Origin of the sequence: Citrobacter sedlakii (genome assembly GCF_018128425.1) — a bacterium.
Taxonomy (GTDB): Bacteria; Pseudomonadota; Gammaproteobacteria; order Enterobacterales; family Enterobacteriaceae; genus Citrobacter_A; species Citrobacter_A sedlakii.
Genome location: NZ_CP071070.1, coordinates 3,073,353 through 3,090,005 on the forward strand (window position 1 = coordinate 3,073,353; position 16,653 = coordinate 3,090,005).

Sequence of the window (16,653 nt, forward strand, 5' to 3'; positions counted from 1 at the left end):
GCAATTCTCTTAGTAAACCAGTACGGCACGACGGTTTTTGGCATACGCCGCTTCGTCATGACCCAGTACTGCAGGTTTTTCTTTACCGTAAGAAACGATGGAGATCTGGTCAGCAGAAACGCCTTTACCCTGCAGGTACATCTTAACAGCGTTCGCACGACGTTCACCCAGGGAGATGTTGTACTCAGGCGTACCACGTTCGTCCGCGTGACCTTCTACGGTGACTTTGTAAGACGGGTTGCTACGCAGGAAGTTTGCGTGCGCATCCAGCATCGCAGCGAAGTCAGAACGGATATCGTACTTGTCCAGATCGAAGTAAACGATGTTGTTCTGCTGCAGCTGTTGCATTTGCAGACGCGCCTGCTCTTCGGAGGACATGTTGCCGCCGCTGCCGTTTGCATCCATACCAGTGCCGGCACCCAGCATGCCTTCGCTGCCGTCATTGCTGGCGTTCTTGTTGGAAGAACATGCCGCAATAGCCATAACAGGCAGAGCAATCATCAGCCCTTTCAGCACTTTGTTCAGTTGCATTTCAATGATTCCTTTATTAATCAATTATTTATTATCACAGATACGGCGACCAGGCAGGGAATTTAACCTGTCCATCAGTTGCCGGAAGACGCGCTTTGAAACGCCCATCTGTAGAAACCAAATTCAGCACGGATCCCATCCCCTGAGAAGAGCTGTAGATAACCATAGTGCCGTTAGGTGCCAGACTTGGCGTTTCGTCCAGGAACGTTGACGACAGAACCTGTACGCCACCCGCTACCAGATCTTGTTTGGCAATGTGCTGCTGACCGTTAGTCGTGCTTACCATTACCATAAATTTCCCGTCGCTGCTGACATCAGCATCCTGGTTTTGTGAACCTTCCCAGGTAATACGCTGCGGAGCACCGCCGTTGACGCTAACTTTATACACCTGTGGACGTCCGGCCTGGTCAGAGGTAAAGGCCAGGTTCTGGCTGTCCGGGAACCAGGTCGGTTCCGTGTTGTTGCTGCGACCATCGGTTACCTGACGGATCTGACCAGAGCCGATATCCATCACGTACAGGTTCAGACTACCGGTTTTTGACAGGGCAAACGCCAGTTTGCTGCCGTCCGGAGAGAACGCAGGCGCACCGTTGTGACGCGGGAAAGAGGCAACCTGACGCACCGCACCGTTAGATAATGTCTGAATAACCAGCGCAGAACGACCGCTTTCAAAGGTGACATAAGCCAGTTTCGAGCCATCCGGAGACCACGCCGGAGACATCAGCGGCTGCGGGGAACGGTGAACGACGAACTGGTTGTAACCATCGTAGTCAGAGACGCGCAGCTCATACGGGAACTGACCGCCGTTTGTCTGCACAACGTAAGCGATACGGGTACGGAAAGCGCCCTTAATGCCGGTCAGCTTTTCGAACACTTCATCACTGGCGGTATGGCCCGCATAGCGCAACCACTGCTTATTCACTTTGTAAGAGTTCTGGGCCAGTACAGTACCCGGCGCGCCGCCAGTGTCAACCAGTTGATAGGCGACATTATAGGAACCGTCCGGATTCGGCGTTACCTGACCGACAACCACCGCGTCGATACCCAGCGCAGACCATGCCGCAGGCTGAACCTCCTGCGCGGTACCCGGCTGCTGCGGCAGACGGGAGCGATCTAATGGGTTAAATTTCCCGCTGTTACGCAAGTCTGCGCCAACGATGCCGCCGATATCTTCAGGCGCCGCCCCCGGCCCCGCCCACTGGAATGGCACAACGCCAATCGGGCGCGCCGAGTCCACCCCCTGGGTGATCTCGATACGGACTTCTGCGTGCAGCACCGCCGCCCACAGCATCAGAAAACCAAATGCTACTCGTAATGCCTGCTTCATCATATCTCCCTTATCTGGACGGAAAGCCCACGATAATTTAGCAGAATGTTAACAAACTCAAATACACAAAACTACCGAAACCCAGGGACTGCCGACGTTTGTTTTCCCCGCGGTGACGGGGAAAGTTTAGCTTACGGTTTAAAGTCCAGAGGCGCGTTTTTAAACACTTCATACACTGCCTGGCTTGGCGGTTTTGGAATCTTCGCCTGTCGGGCCGCCGCAAGCGCTGCCTGACAAAGCGCCGGATCGCCACCTTCAGACTGAATATCCAGCAGCAGGCCGTCCGGCGCGAGTTTTATCCGCAGCGTACAGGTCTTGCCTGTATAGGACGATGCGTCATAAAACTTGCTCTCGATAGCAGATTTGATCTGCCCGGCATAGTTACTGATATCCGCGCCTGACGCGCCATTATTTTTAGTATTACCACTCCCCGCCGGAGAAGCGTTGTTCCCTTTCGCCCCACCGCCGGTTTTCGGCGCATTCTTACCGGAGCTTAAGTCGCCCAGCAGATCGTCCACGCCTGCTGCTGCCGCGGCCTTTTCCGCAGCGGCTTTTTCGGCGGCCGCTTTTTTAGCCGCTGCCGCTTTCTTATCGGCAGCCGCTTTCTCCGCAGCGGCTTTTTTCTCTGCGGCGGCCTTTTCGGCGGCGGCTTTCTTCTCGGCCGCCGCTTTTTCAGCGGCTGCCGCTTTGGCTGCAGCGGCTTTTTCGGCGGCCGCTTTCTTCTCCGCGTCGGCCTGAGCCTGCTTAGCAGCCTCCGCTTCCGCCTTTTTCTTCGCATCCGCGGCCGCTTTCGCCGCCTCGGCTTCGGCTTTCTTCTTCGCGTCAGCAGCGGCCTTTTTCGCCGCCTCCGCCGCTTCTTTCGCCTGCGCGTCCGCTTTCGCTTTTGCGTCGGCGGCAGCTTTCTTCGCGGCTTCCTCAGCCTGTTTCTGCTGCTCCTGCGCTTTCTTCGCCTCAGCCTCTGCCTGTTTTTGCTGTTCCTGCGCCGCTAAGCGCTCTTTTTCAATCTGCTTAAGCCGTTCCTGTTCCGCAGCCTGCTTCTCGCGAAGCTCTTCCGCCTGCTGTTGCGCCAGTTTTTCACGCTGCTCTTTAGCACGCTGCGCGCTGGACTGTTGCTGCTGCTGACGTTCGTACTGCTGAACCACGGCGCCAGGATCAACCATCACGGCATCGATGGAAGAACCACCGCCGCCGCCGGCTGAAGCCTCTATATGCTCATCGAACGAACTCCAGATCAGCACTGCAAATAAGATGACATGCAGCACCGCTGAAATAATTATCGCCCGCTTGAGCTTGTCGTTTTGTTCGGTTGCCTTTGACACTCTCGGTTCCCAAAAACTGTTCGCCTGTTACACGCTCTTTTCACGCCAGAGAAGCGGATGATCAGATAGGCTGGGTCATTAAGCCGACCGACTTCACACCCGCGCTGTGTAACAAGTTCAGCGCTTTAATTATTTCATCGTAAGGCACGTCTTTCGCGCCACCGATTAAGAAGACCGTTTTCGGATTGGATTCCAGGCGGCTTTTCGCTTCCGCAACAACCTGTTCCGGCGGCAGTTGATCCATACGATCTTTTTCCACTACCACGCTGTACTGCCCTACCCCGGACACTTCAATAATCACCGGCGGATTGTCGTTACTGCTCACCGCCTGCGACTCCGTGGCGTCCGGCAGATCGACTTCCACGCTCTGGGTAATGATCGGCGCTGTCGCCATAAAGATCAGCAGCAGCACCAGCAGCACGTCGAGCAACGGTACGATGTTGATTTCGGACTTCAGGTCGCGACGACCCCGTCCACGCGATCTCGCCATGGTTTACCCCTTGTTGCTCTCGCTAACGGTAAACGCCTGACGGTGCAGAATCGCGGTAAACTCTTCCATAAAGTTGTCGTAATTCAATTCCAGCTTGTTCACACGCTGGTTCAGGCGGTTGTAGGCCATAACTGCAGGGATCGCCGCAAAGAGACCAATCGCCGTCGCGATCAGCGCTTCCGCGATCCCCGGCGCGACCATCTGCAGGGTGGCCTGTTTTACCGCCCCCAGGGCGATAAACGCATGCATAATCCCCCACACGGTACCAAACAGACCGATATACGGGCTGATAGAACCGACGGTGCCGAGGAACGGAATGTGCGTCTCAAGATTCTCAAGCTCGCGGTTCATTGAGATGCGCATCGCCCGGGAGGCGCCTTCAACGATCGCTTCCGGTGCATGGCTGTTAGCCCGATGCAGGCGGGCAAACTCTTTGAACCCGCTATAGAAGATTTGTTCCGACCCCGCCAGACTATCGCGGCGGCCCTGGCTTTCCTGATACAGGCGAGACAGTTCGATCCCGGACCAGAATTTGTCTTCAAACGCTTCGGCTTCACGTGCTGCAGCGTTGAGAATACGGGTCCGCTGGATGATGATGGCCCAGGATGCGATTGAAAAACCAATCAAAATCAACATGATAAGTTTAACCAGAAGGCTAGCCTTCAGGAACAAATCAAGGATATTCATGTCAGTCACTGCTTAAACTCCGCGACAATGGACTTGGGAAGCGCACGAGGCTTCATTTTGAGTGGATCAACGCAAACAATCAGCACTTCTGCTTCATTGAGCACCGTGTTTTCTGCGTTGACAATGCGTTGCGTGAACACCATTGAGGTACCACGCATTGACGTAATTTCAGACTGAACTTCGAGCATGTCGTCGAGTCGCGCAGGCGCATAGTATTCCAGCGTCATTTTACGCACCACGAAGGCCACTCGCTCTGCCAGCAAAACCTGCTGACTAAAGTGGTGATGACGCAGCATCTCTGTACGCGCTCTTTCATAAAAAGCGACATAGCTGGCGTGGTAAACCACCCCACCGGCGTCAGTGTCTTCATAATAGACACGAACCGGCCATCGAAATATATACTTATTCATTCCTGCGGCCTCGTTGTCGGCGCCATCCGCTCATCTCCGTCACTTACGTTTGCAAGTGTCTGGTGACTCGCGTCATTGCCCTCGCGACGCATCAAGAATGCTGTTGTATATCGCGTTGTATTCACTTTACATCCCGGTAATGCAACAAAAGAGAGAACTTTTAAACGTTGCTACTATACGCGCGCTATCAGGGCTTGGGAATGGGGGGAAGTTAAGGGAGAGTAAAAATATATGGGCTTATGCAAGCCCATCGTTCTTTCAGGATGTTTCTTATTCAAAAGAAGAAGAAAAACAGCCCCACGATAAGGACTATGTCGGCCAGCAAAGGGGAGAAGATCCCTTGCCAGTGCACGGCGCGAGGGCGAAAACCAACGCCATGTATGATGCCTGCGCAGACGGCCCACATCAGCAGTAAACCGTGCCAGATTTCCAGCGTACTGGTCTTTGCCGCGAAGCGGGAGGGATCCCAAAACATACATCCTGCTAACACCAGCGCCATGACGAAAGAAAGCGCCCGTAACGGGCGCTTGTCCATTATCGCATACAGCATCGCGATAAGTTTCATCAGTGTTCTTCTTGACCGTTTTTGCTTGCCTCGACGTGCTCAAGGGCCAGCGCGGTGATGATCCCAAATGCACAGGCAAGAAGCGTTCCCAGAATCCAGGCGAAATACCACATACAATTGCTCCTTACTTAGTACAGAGAGTGGGTGTTGCTTTCAATGTGTTCTTTGGTAATACGACCGAACATTTTCCAGTAACACCAGCTGGTGTAGATCAGGATGATCGGCACAAATACCACAGCAACCCAGGTCATCAGGTTCAGCGTCATCTGGCTGGACGTCGCATCCCACATCGTCAGGCTCGCATTCATCATGGTGCTGGAAGGCATCACGAACGGGAACATCGCGATGCCCGCGGTCAGGATGATGCAGGCCAGCGTCAGAGAAGAGAACAGGAACGCCCATGCCCCTTTTTCCATCCGCGAGGTCAGGATCGTCAGCAGCGGCAGTACCACGCCCAGCGCCGGAATCAACCACAGGATCGGTGCGTTGTTAAAGTTCACCAGCCATGCGCCCGCTTCACGAGTCACTTCTTTGGTCAGTGGGTTAGACGCGGCATGGTGATCGATAGCAGAGGTCACCACATAACCGTCGATACCGTACATCACCCAGACACCCGCCAGCGCGAAGCAGACCAGCGTGACCAGCGCGGCGATCTGTGAGGTCGCGCGGGCACGCAGATGCAGTTCGCCCACGGTACGCATTTGCAGGTAGGTCGCGCCCTGGGTGATGATCATCCCAACGCTGATCACGCCTGCCAGCAGACCGAACGGGTTCAGCAACTGGAAGAAGTTACCGGTGTAGTAGAGACGCAGATACTCGTCGACATGGAACGGTACGCCCTGCAACAGGTTACCAAACGCCACGCCAATCACCAGCGGCGGCACAAAGCTACCGATGAACACGCCCCAGTCCCACATGTTGCGCCAGCGCGGATCTTCAATCTTGGAACGGTAGTCAAAACCGACCGGACGGAAGAATAACGATGCCAGCACGAGGATCATCGCCACATAGAAACCGGAGAACGCGGCGGCATAGACCATCGGCCAGGCGGCGAACAGCGCGCCGCCGGCGGTGATCAGCCACACCTGGTTACCGTCCCAGTGCGGGGCGATGGAGTTAATCATAATTCGACGCTCGGTGTCGTTACGACCGAGGAAACGGGTGAGCATGCCCACCCCCATGTCGAAGCCATCGGTAACCGCAAAACCAATCAGCAGAACGCCAACCAGCAGCCACCAGATAAAACGTAGTACTTCATAATCGATCATTTGACGACTCCTGTCTTAGCGTGCCGGCTGAGAAGCCACGGTGGACTGCTCAAAGTGATAGCGACCGGTTTTCAGGCTGCTTGGGCCAAGGCGTGCAAACTTGAACATCAGGAACAGTTCTGCCACCAGGAACAGGGTGTACAGGCCGCAAATCAGGAACATGGAGAACAGCAAATCGCCTACCGTCAGCGACGAGTTCGCCACGGCGGTGGGCAGCACTTCGCCGATAGCCCATGGCTGACGGCCATATTCCGCAACAAACCAGCCCGCTTCTACGGCGATCCACGGCAGTGGAATACCATACAGCGCAGCGCGCAGCAGCCATTTTTTCTCGCCGATGCGGTTACGGATAACGCTCCAGAAGGACAGCGCGATGATCGCCAGCAGCAGGAAGCCGCATGCCACCATGATACGGAACGCGAAATACAGCGGCGCAACGCGAGGAATAGAATCTTTCGTCGCCTGCTGTATCTGCGCTTCCGTCGCGTCGGAGACGTTCGGAGTATAGCGTTTCAGCAGCAGACCGTAGCCCAGGTCTTTCTTCATGCTGTTGAACTGATCGCGAACGGTCTGGTCGGTAGAACCGGCGCGCAGTTGCTCGAGCAGTTCATACGCTTTCATCCCGTTGCGGATACGTTCTTCGTGCTGGACCATCAGGTCTTTCAGACCGATCACCGGCGTATCTACGGAGCGGGTAGCGATAATACCCAGCGCGTAAGGGATCTGGATCGCAAATTTGTTTTCCTGCGAATCCTGATCCGGAATACCGAACAGGGTAAAGGCAGCCGGTGCAGGCTGGGTCTCCCACTCGGCTTCGATGGCGGCGAGTTTGGTTTTCTGCACGTCGCCCATTTCGTAACCGGACTCATCACCCAGAACGATAACAGACAATACAGCGGCCATCCCGAAGCTGGCGGCAATGGCAAAGGAGCGTTTAGCGAAGGCAATGTCGCGGCCTTTCAGCAGATAGTAAGCGCTGATACCGAGGATGAACATCGCACCCGTGACATAACCCGACGCCACGGTATGAACGAATTTCACCTGTGCAACCGGGTTGAGCACCAGTTCAGAGAAGCTCACCATTTCCATGCGCATGGTTTCAAAGTTGAAATCCGACGCGATAGGGTTCTGCATCCAGCCGTTAGCGACCAGGATCCACAGCGCAGAAAGGTTAGAGCCTAATGCCACCAGCCAGGTAACAGCCATGTGCTGGACTTTGCCCAGACGATCCCAGCCAAAGAAGAACAGACCTACAAAGGTGGATTCGAGGAAGAAGGCCATCAGACCTTCGATCGCCAGCGGCGCACCGAAGATATCCCCAACGTAGTGGGAATAGTAAGACCAGTTTGTCCCGAACTGGAACTCCATGGTCAGCCCTGTTGCCACACCCAGAGCAAAGTTGATACCAAACAACTTGCCCCAGAACTTAGTCATATCTTTATAAATCTGTTTGCCGGAAAGGACGTAGACCGTTTCCATAATGGCCAGCAAAAACGCCATACCGAGCGTCAGTGGCACAAAGAGGAAGTGGTACATCGCGGTCAAGGCAAACTGTAAGCGCGACAGTTCGACTATATCTAACATCATGACTCCTTGCTCATCGCATGAAGACTCCGAGAGTGAACCCCGTTAGAAAGGGTCACACGCATGCCCCAATACAAATTTGTTTGCGCGCCTTCACCAGTATCCTTTTTCCGTATAAGGAAACAGAATGGGTGAAAGGTTACAAACATGTTAATAAAAAACTCAAATTGATCCCGCAATTATATTACGCCGCAAAATCCTTACAATAAACAGGTTTTTATTGAGGAAGATTTGCGTTTTTCGACAGTGATCAATTTATAGCGAATTTCTCACTTTTCCATCAATTTGATCGGCGACAATTTATCGCGTTTCCTTATCTTTTTCCAATCATTAAACATTGATTTAAATCAAAAACGCCCTTTTATGTTAACCATGTTTAGATGTGGTGACCGAAGTAAAAAACATGTTGCACATGTGTATCTTTGATTGATTGCGGAGTTACGCCAATAAAATTCTTATATAAAAAGACGGTGTTTTAATTAACGTGGCAGGCCGTTCTGCCAGGGTTTGCTGAGGGGCTATTTTTCGAAGTCCGGGTATCATTTTCATCGCGTCTGAAAAGCCCGCCTTTCATCATTCACATTAATTTTACTTTAAGGTTAATTTGAATTAACACCACAACGTTATTATTGTTAAAATAACAACGCCACGCTAAGCGTGGCGTTGTTCCGATTGCTGACATTTCAGACAAGCTGGTAGCGGAAGGTCCGCGATTGCCCGGGTAAAAACGTCCCGGGAAGGATATCGTCCCGCTCGTGAGCCGAAACGACCTGCTCGCTCATCATCACTTCCGCGCAGTTTGCCACCGTCCGGGTAAAGGTGACGGTGGTATCACTCGACGTGCTGTCCGACGGATTAAACAGGCGCAAAATCAGCGCTTCGCCGTCTTCCGCTTTCTTTAGCGCGCTTATCTGGCAGCCGACGGGCGGCATGGTCAGTAAACTGTAACGCTCAGGTACCGTAAAACGGGCCTTGTTGAGCTTCATCGCGTCCCACGGAATTTTATTGTAACACTGTACCGGCGTCAGCCACGCCCGCGCCTGTTGCGCCACACCCGCAGAGAACGGCGTACCGCTAAAGCTAAACAGACTTAGCCGACAATGCAGGGTTCCCCGCAGTTGTGAATCCGGTACCGGCATTTTGATGCCGGAAGGACGCCCTGGGCGCAGCAGTAAATCCTCTTTACCCAGTAGCCCCACGCCGCGCAAGAGCGTAATGGCGAAGGTTTTTTTCTCCTCGCCCGTCACCTCAAATTCGCGCAAACCTTCCGTAAAGACCGCCAACCCGTTCCGCCCTTCCTGTAACGCAGCATAATTGAGCAGATTCCATACCGGCACAGGCGCCTCTTTCCACCCTTCTTCCCGCCAGTTGGTCATCGCGTCGTCCTCTACCGGACGCGTCACAGAGCCAAACTGGGTATCCGCCAACACCTGATCGGTAGTAAAAGGCGTTGGAATTAATACCCGCACCCGATGATCGTCGGCCTGGTTGTCCAGTGTTATTCCGACATCAATTCGTCTGCTGTTATGGGAAAGCGTCACCGCAATCTCCACCCCTACCCTGCCGCTGCGCTGGCGCAGGGCGCGTTCAGCGAGATCACGCGGAACCGCCAGGTCATAACGGATCAGCGCCTGGCTCTGCCACGCCTCATGGCGGATCTCGCAGTGGGGTTGCACACCGGCCGACGTCAGCCGCCACTCTTCTCTTGCTGGCGAATAATCATATTCATCGCCATCGTCAGAACCTTCTTCCAGCTCCAGCACCCGGTCATAACAGACGCCGCTGTCTTTATCATACAGGCGCAGCGTGCCGTCTTCATTGAGCGAAATTTGCCAGAAAGCGTTCTCCAGCAACGTTTCCGGGGTCGTTTTCGCGGCAAGCTGAAGTCCAGGGGCATTGGCATCAATGTACAGGGTGCGGTACCCCATCGACGGGACGATCTGATGAATCTGGATGTCGTACTCCATAAACGGGTCATAGTTGCCGTAGTGAACGATTTGCCGGTCGATCAGCCCCGGGTCCAGCTCTCGCGCCTCACGAATGAAATAAGGCACAGCGTTCCCTCTGTCATCACGCAGGCTGAACTGGCTGGCGCGCAGGCGAAGGGTGGTATTAATGACCTCTTCGCGCGGCCACGGCATCAGGTTAAACAGCACCAGTTTGTCGGCGTCGCTGTGGGGCATGTTGTCCACCACTTTACGCAGATAAAAACGGATCAGGTTGTCGGCCATGTCTTCCGCCAGCATAAATCGCGCCGCAATTTCGCGGTGCACCGGGTCACTACAGCAACAGCCGATGCTGTCGTGGGCGTGATTCTTTAATATCTCCTTCCACATTTTTTCCAGCAGACCGTGGTGGTAATCAAAACCCAGCGTCCATGCCAGCGTCGCCAGCGGTTCGAGAAGATTGACGATTTTATTTTCGATCCGCGCGTGAGCGATTTTGATGTCCATCCGCGTCGAGCCTATGGTGCGGTGTACGCGCATGTATTTGCCGTCGATAAATTCGCCCTTCAGGGTGGCTAATTGCTCGCGATGGGCCTCAGTGCGTTCAAAGACCTCCTCGAAACGACTCATGACAAAAGTCCGTTGGGGATAAATTTCCCGCAACTTATCCATCACCGCAAAGATATTTTGCTGAAGCGGCATCTGGTCGTGACCGTTAGGCAGCAGGATCTCTTTTGTTACCGATGCCTTTTCCAGCACCTCGAAATAACCGTCGAGTCGTTTACGTAATCCGGCTTCGTCCTCCGGTAAGTACTTACCAATCGCGTAGCCCAGCGGCAGCACCTGCGCCACCACTTCGCTGCCATCGCGACTCTGCCACAGAAACTCGGTTTTATCGGTGCCGTGGCGTTCTGAACAACCGCGCCAGAACAGGGTGCGGGTGATGCCAAAGCCGTTGTAAATATGCGGAAGCTGGCCGGACATGCCAAACGAGTCCGGCAGATATCCAATTTTCATCGGCTCGCCAAAGGCCAGACAGTCACGCATCCCATACATCAGGTTACGCACAATCGATTCACCGGAAACAAGAGTGGTATCCGTCTGGGTATACCACGGGCCGATAATCAGCTTCCCGGCCTGAACCAGTCGTCTGACCCGCTCTTTATTTTCCGGCACCACCGCGAAGTAGTCCTCCAGTATCGCCGTCTGTCCGTCCAGCACGTAATATTTGTATTCGGCATCCTGCTCCAGACGGGTAAGGATCTCCTCCATATTATTGACCAGCAAAATGCGTGATTCTTCGGTGGTGAAATACCACTCACGATCCCAGTGCATATGCGGGGTGATGTGAACACGAGAGACTGCTTTCATCGTCGTTTCCTGTTAGTGAGTGTTTACCGGCACGCGGTCGGTGACGTATTTGCCCTGCTTCACCGCCTGACGACGCCAGAGCAGCAGAATCAGCGTGGAAATCAACGTTCCCGCCAGCGCCGCGCCAAACCAGCCTGCCGCCGCCATGACGCCGCCTAATCCGCCATCATGGAGTAAAAAGAGGGAGAAAATCCCTGCGCCGGGCGTCGACAGCCCAATATTCATGGCGCCAACGATCGCCCCGGTGACCATCGACCCGAGGACAAAAGCGCTAATGACCCGCAGCGGATCTTCTATCGCCATCGGGATAGCCCCTTCGGTGATCCCCGCCAGCCCCAGTAGCCAGGTAGATTTACCGGTTTCGATTTCAAACTCTTTGAATAAACGTGGCGAGAGTAGCGTGGAGGCCGTTACCGTAAAGGCTGAAACCATTTTGACGGAGGCAAAAATGGCGTAAGGCCCGTAAACGCCGTTAGCCATTGCGCCCAGGCAGAAGGCGTAGGCAGCTTTATTCACCGGCCCGCCCAGGTCGAAGGAGCACATAAAGCCGAGGATAGCGCCAAGCAACAGCGCGTTGGCGCCGCTTAAGCCATTCAGCCAGGCCGTCAGCGCGTTGTTGATCCACGCCACCGGCTCGCCAACCACGAACAGCATCAGGCTGCCCGCGCCGAGCGTGCCGATGACCGGGTACAAATAGAAGGTTAAAAACCCGTTGAACTTACTGCTCAGCCGGAGATGATTTTTCACCCAGCGCATCAGGTATCCGGCGATAAGCCCGCCCGCTACCGCGCCAAGAAAGCCGGAACCGATCATATTAGCGGCCAGTCCGGCGGCGAAGCCCGGCGCCAGCGCGGGTTTATCCGCCAGCGAATAGGCGGTATAAGCCGCCAGTACCGGCACCATGAGAATGCCAAGCATTCCGCCGCCCAGTTTACGGTACATCCACAGCCAGGAGTTTTCCTGATCGAAAAGGTGTTGCAGCCCCAGCATCTGCGCCAGCAGTACCGCGACGGCAAGAACGGTGCCGCCCGCGACGATCAGCGGCACGGCGAATGAGATGCCGCTCAGCAGCGCCTGTTTGAGTTCGGTTTTTAGCCCCTTCGCAGGCGGCGCATCCTGCTGAAGCGCGCGCGTTTCACGCTGCGGCAGCACCAGCGCCTGCTGGATCAGTTGCTCCGCATGGCGAATCGGCTCCGCGACCGGTACCGTAAGCGTCGGCAGTCCGGCAAAGCGTTCACTCTCTTTTATGGCCACCTCAGCGGCGAAAATACACGCCGTCGCCGCATTCAGCTGTTCCGCCGTCAGCCTGCCTTCAATGCCGTTAGCGCCCTGCTTTTCGACATACACATTCACGCCCAACTTACGACCCACTTTTTCCAGATACTCCGCGGCCATATAGGTGTGCGCAATCCCCGCCGGACAGGCAGTCACGCAAACCAGCGTTGGCGCCTGCGCCAGCGGCGGTGTGAATGCAGCATGAACCTCGTCGTCCAGCGCCGCCAGCAACGCGTCTGCGCTTTCGGCAGCCATCACCCGTGCCCGCGTCTCGTCGTCCGCCAGACGGGTGGTAAGCGCGGTCAGCAAGTGCATATGCGTACTGCCCGCTTCATTCTGCGGGATGGCTAGCAGAAAGATCAGTTCCACCGGTTCGGGTCCATCGACACCGTCCCACTCAAGTGGTTCGCTGAGGGTCGCTACCGCGAACGCGGCCTCCTTCACAGCGGACGTTTTACCGTGCGGTACTGCCAGCCCTTCGCCCAGCGCGGTGGGACCGAGACTTTCGCGGGAAAAGACCTCCGTTAAAAACGCCTGGGGATCGGCAATCTTACCCAACGCCGTTAGCCGTTGCGCTAATGCGGTGATTGCCTCGTCACGACTGGCGAAGCGGGCATTCAGGCACAGCGCATCGCGGTGGGTTAACGTTGTCAGGTTCATCATGTTCCTCACCCTGTGGTGGTTTTATGCGCGAAGAATTGTGCCAGACGAAATAATACATTTATGTGATCATTTTCACTATTGCGCGATAATTTGTATTAAATTTGTATTATTTACAGCGCCGGGATGTCAGGCATAATGAGCGAATTCGTATTAACCTTCCCGGAAAACCATGAGCCGAAAGCCGCTATACCGCCAGATCGCAGACCGTATCCTTGAGCAAATTCAGCGAGGTGAGTTGAAGCCAGGCGACGCCCTGCCGACGGAATCCGCGCTGCAGGCAACGTTTAACGTCAGCCGCGTCACGGTGCGCCAGGCGCTCAGGCAGCTTACGGAACAGCATATTGTCGAAAGCATCCAGGGTAGCGGCACCTATGTGAAAGCGGAGCGGGTTAATTACGACATCTATCAGTTAACCAGCTTCTATGAGAAGCTCGCTGACCGTAACGTCGACACTCACAGTGAAGTGCGGGTCTTTGAAGTGATCCCGGCAGATGACTTTTTGCAGGAACAGCTTCAGCTTGCCCAGGGCAGCCGCGTCTGGCACGTCAAGCGGGTGCGCTTTATCAAGCAAAAACCGGTAACGCTGGAAGAAACCTGGATGCCGCTGGCCCTGTTCCCGGATCTGACCTGGGAAGTCATGGAAAAATCGAAGTACCATTTCATCGAAGAGGTGAAGCAAATGGTGATCGACCGAAGCGAGCAGGAGCTGATCCCGGTGATGCCCACCGAGGAGATGAGCCGACTGCTGGCTATCGATCCCGGCAAGCCGATTCTGGAAAAAGTCTCGCGCGGATATTTGAAAGATGGCCGGATATTTGAATACAGTCGAAATGCGTTCAATACCGACGATTATAAATTTACCCTGATCGCCCGTCGTAAGCAGCGTTAAAATTTCCCTTGCGCCGCAGGCGATAAATAAAAGTGATGCGCTGCGCGAAAAAACACGTTATACGGCGATAAAAAACAAATCATTAGCATTTGTTTATTTTTATTAACAACCAATAAATGCCGTATCTCAAGCATTTTTTAAATTCCGTTACCTTACTCACAATTCTCTCGCTTTCATTATTTTTCATGAATATTTTTGTTGCTGATTATAAATAAGATTCAGATCACAAAGGTGACATTTCGTTTTTCACCATTATGGTTATATAAATATATTCCCACTCGGAAATAGAATTTAACCACATGATATTTATGGTTAAATTTTATCAGCATCCAGTATCGCCGTTTTACGCATGATTTTTTGAAAATAGATCAATTGCATCGATAACGCCGCCCCAGGACACTCCCTCACTATTAAAGGCCGCCACCCCAGAGGGCGCCATATATCATCATTTTTATTTTTACCCTGAGTCCTGGAGAGGATTACCCATGAAGAAATCAACACTTGTTATTGGCGTCATTGGTGCTGACTGCCATGCAGTAGGCAATAAAGTTCTGGACCGTGTTTTTACTGCCCATGATTTTCGCGTAATCAATCTGGGCGTTATGGTAAGCCAGGATGAATATATTGACGCCGCCATCGAAACCGGCGCCGACGCCATTGTCGTTTCCTCTATTTATGGCCACGGTGACATTGACTGTCTGGGGCTACGCGAACGCTGCATCGAACGCGGTATTGGCGAGATTCTGCTTTATGTGGGCGGAAATCTGGTTGTCGGTAAACATGACTTTGCCGATGTGGAAGCGAAATTCAAAGACATGGGCTTTAACCGTGTCTTCGCGCCAAGCCATGACCTGGAAGATGTGTGCCGGTTAATGGCCGCCGATATTAACCAGCGCCACGGCGTCGCGCAGCGCTGTCTGGAAGAGGCCATCTGATGCAAATCGTCTCTGTCGACATCGGCTCGACGTGGACCAAAGCGGCTCTCTTTGCCAGGGAGGGCGACGCACTCACACTGGTCAATCATGTTCTGACGCCGACCACGACTCACCATCTGGCAGAAGGTTTCTTTGCCAGCCTTAACCAGGTTCTGAACGTGGACGATGCGCGCCCGCTGCTCAACAGCGGCGATGTGACGCTGAAATATTCCTCTTCCGCCAAAGGCGGGCTGGCCGTCGCGGCGATGGGGCTGGTGCCTTCAATCACCCTGGAATCCGCGAAAGTCACCGCCCACTCTGCGGGGGCGAAAATCGCGCAGTACTACGCCTACAAGCTCAACCGCCACGACATTCAGGCGCTGGAAGCCTCGCCGCCTGACATCCTGCTGTTTACCGGTGGAACTGACGGCGGTGAAGAGAGCTACGGTCTGGCTAATGCCCACGCGCTGGCGAACTCGCGTCTGGACTGCGCCATCATCTACGCGGGTAACCGCGACATTCAGGACGAGATCCAGGCGATTCTGGGCCATAAAGATCTGATCACGGTGGACAATATTCTGCCGGATCTCGATCACCCAAACCCGTATGCCGCGCGCAAAGCGATTTGCGACGTGTTCCTGTCACGCATCGTCAAAGGAAAAGGGCTGGATGTGATTGTCGGCGAAACAGGTGAAGAGCCAATGCCGACGCCGTGGACCGTGTATGAACTGGTGAAAGCGATCAGCGATGTCGACAGCGCGTGGAAGGAGTTCATGCTGATCGACATGGGCGGCGCCACCACCGACGTCTACTCCGCCAGCGCCAACACGCTCTCCCCTGACACCGTCCTGCATGGCGTCCCGGAGCCATTTGTTAAACGCACGGTGGAAGGCGATCTGGGCATGCGCGTCTCCGCGGTGGTGGTGGGTGAGAGCACCCGGGATCTGGTCAACGTCGTTTTTGCCCGGCAGCCGCAGCGCCAGGAGGCCTTCTTTGGCTATCTGCGTCATCTGGTGGCCCATCCGGACTACCTGCCGCAGGGGGAGGAGGAGCGTTATTTCGACAGCCTGTTAGCCGGACTGTGCGTCGGCTATGCCGCAGAACGGCATGCCGGCACGAAAAAACAGGTCTGCACCTGCGTGGGCAACGTCGATCTCCAGATGGGACGCGATCTGACCACGGTGCGTAAAGTGGTGGGATCAGGCGGCTGGCTGTCGCGCGCCAGTCAGTTCGACATTCATCACTGGCTTAAGTACCGCGAACTGGACGACGACGGCAGGCGCATTCTTCTTCCCACCCAGTTTGACTATTACCGCGATGCAAAAGGTCTACTCCCGCTGCTGGCGAACGTCGCCAGGATCGATCCCCAGGCCGCGGCACGCACCAGCATTCACTGTTTAACCCTCTAATCCCA

15 protein-coding genes are annotated in these 16,653 nt (G+C 54.5%); 3 read left to right on the forward strand and 12 right to left on the reverse strand.

Annotated features, from left to right (window positions below; translation table 11 throughout):
- Positions 1 to 9: 9 nt before the first annotated feature.
- From pal to mngA, 12 genes are all read right to left on the reverse strand, one after another.
- Entirely contained in the window at positions 10 to 531 is a 522-nt protein-coding gene (gene pal / locus JY391_RS14670) for a peptidoglycan-associated lipoprotein Pal (RefSeq protein WP_012905064.1), read from the reverse strand.
- A 34-nt stretch (positions 532 to 565) separates the two neighbouring features.
- Positions 566 to 1,858, reverse strand: coding sequence for a Tol-Pal system beta propeller repeat protein TolB (tolB, locus tag JY391_RS14675; RefSeq protein WP_211935806.1), 1,293 nt, complete (start codon positions 1,856 to 1,858; stop codon positions 566 to 568).
- Between the two features lie 131 nt (positions 1,859 to 1,989).
- Positions 1,990 to 3,177: a cell envelope integrity protein TolA gene (tolA, locus tag JY391_RS14680; RefSeq protein WP_042285245.1), complete on the reverse strand. Its 1,188-nt coding sequence runs from the start codon at positions 3,175 to 3,177 to the stop codon at positions 1,990 to 1,992.
- 61 nt (positions 3,178 to 3,238) lie between these two features.
- The gene (gene tolR / locus JY391_RS14685; protein ID WP_042285249.1) at positions 3,239 to 3,667 is read right to left on the reverse strand and encodes a colicin uptake protein TolR; all 429 of its coding nucleotides are present in this window, start codon (positions 3,665 to 3,667) and stop codon (positions 3,239 to 3,241) included.
- Between the two features lie 3 nt (positions 3,668 to 3,670).
- The gene (gene tolQ, locus JY391_RS14690) at positions 3,671 to 4,363 is read right to left on the reverse strand and encodes a Tol-Pal system protein TolQ (protein WP_082636750.1); all 693 of its coding nucleotides are present in this window, start codon (positions 4,361 to 4,363) and stop codon (positions 3,671 to 3,673) included.
- On the reverse strand, positions 4,360 to 4,764 hold the full coding sequence (gene ybgC, locus JY391_RS14695; protein ID WP_042285256.1) for a tol-pal system-associated acyl-CoA thioesterase: 405 nt from the start codon (positions 4,762 to 4,764) through the stop codon (positions 4,360 to 4,362). The genes tolQ and ybgC overlap by 4 nt, the downstream gene beginning before the upstream one ends.
- A gap of 274 nt (positions 4,765 to 5,038) precedes the next feature.
- Positions 5,039 to 5,332, reverse strand: a complete 294-nt coding sequence (gene ybgE, locus JY391_RS14700) for a cyd operon protein YbgE (RefSeq protein WP_120714852.1) — start codon at positions 5,330 to 5,332, stop codon at positions 5,039 to 5,041.
- Complete coding sequence (gene cydX, locus JY391_RS14705; RefSeq protein ID WP_042285261.1) at positions 5,329 to 5,442, reverse strand: cytochrome bd-I oxidase subunit CydX; 114 nt, start codon at positions 5,440 to 5,442, stop codon at positions 5,329 to 5,331. The genes ybgE and cydX overlap by 4 nt, the downstream gene beginning before the upstream one ends.
- A gap of 15 nt (positions 5,443 to 5,457) precedes the next feature.
- A complete protein-coding gene (gene cydB / locus JY391_RS14710) occupies positions 5,458 to 6,597 on the reverse strand; it encodes a cytochrome d ubiquinol oxidase subunit II (RefSeq protein ID WP_042285264.1) in 1,140 nt (379 codons plus the stop codon).
- Positions 6,598 to 6,612: 15 nt separating this feature from the next.
- On the reverse strand, positions 6,613 to 8,181 hold the full coding sequence (gene cydA / locus JY391_RS14715; RefSeq protein WP_042285266.1) for a cytochrome ubiquinol oxidase subunit I: 1,569 nt from the start codon (positions 8,179 to 8,181) through the stop codon (positions 6,613 to 6,615).
- Between the two features lie 683 nt (positions 8,182 to 8,864).
- Positions 8,865 to 11,498, reverse strand: coding sequence for a mannosylglycerate hydrolase (gene mngB, locus JY391_RS14720; protein ID WP_211934524.1), 2,634 nt, complete (start codon positions 11,496 to 11,498; stop codon positions 8,865 to 8,867).
- Positions 11,499 to 11,510: 12 nt separating this feature from the next.
- Entirely contained in the window at positions 11,511 to 13,433 is a 1,923-nt protein-coding gene (gene mngA / locus JY391_RS14725) for a PTS 2-O-a-mannosyl-D-glycerate transporter subunit IIABC (protein WP_211935807.1), read from the reverse strand.
- Between the two features lie 172 nt (positions 13,434 to 13,605).
- Between mngA and JY391_RS14730 the strand changes: the two genes are divergently transcribed.
- The 3 genes from JY391_RS14730 to glmL all read left to right on the forward strand — a co-directional run bounded on the left by JY391_RS14730 (position 13,606) and on the right by glmL (position 16,648).
- Positions 13,606 to 14,325, forward strand: a complete 720-nt coding sequence (locus tag JY391_RS14730) for a GntR family transcriptional regulator (RefSeq protein ID WP_060568867.1) — start codon at positions 13,606 to 13,608, stop codon at positions 14,323 to 14,325.
- Positions 14,326 to 14,810: 485 nt separating this feature from the next.
- The gene (glmS, locus tag JY391_RS14735; RefSeq protein WP_042285273.1) at positions 14,811 to 15,260 is read left to right on the forward strand and encodes a methylaspartate mutase subunit S; all 450 of its coding nucleotides are present in this window, start codon (positions 14,811 to 14,813) and stop codon (positions 15,258 to 15,260) included.
- On the forward strand, positions 15,260 to 16,648 hold the full coding sequence (glmL, locus tag JY391_RS14740; protein WP_060568868.1) for a methylaspartate mutase accessory protein GlmL: 1,389 nt from the start codon (positions 15,260 to 15,262) through the stop codon (positions 16,646 to 16,648). Before glmS ends, glmL begins: the two co-directional genes overlap by 1 nt.
- Positions 16,649 to 16,653 lie beyond the last annotated feature (5 nt).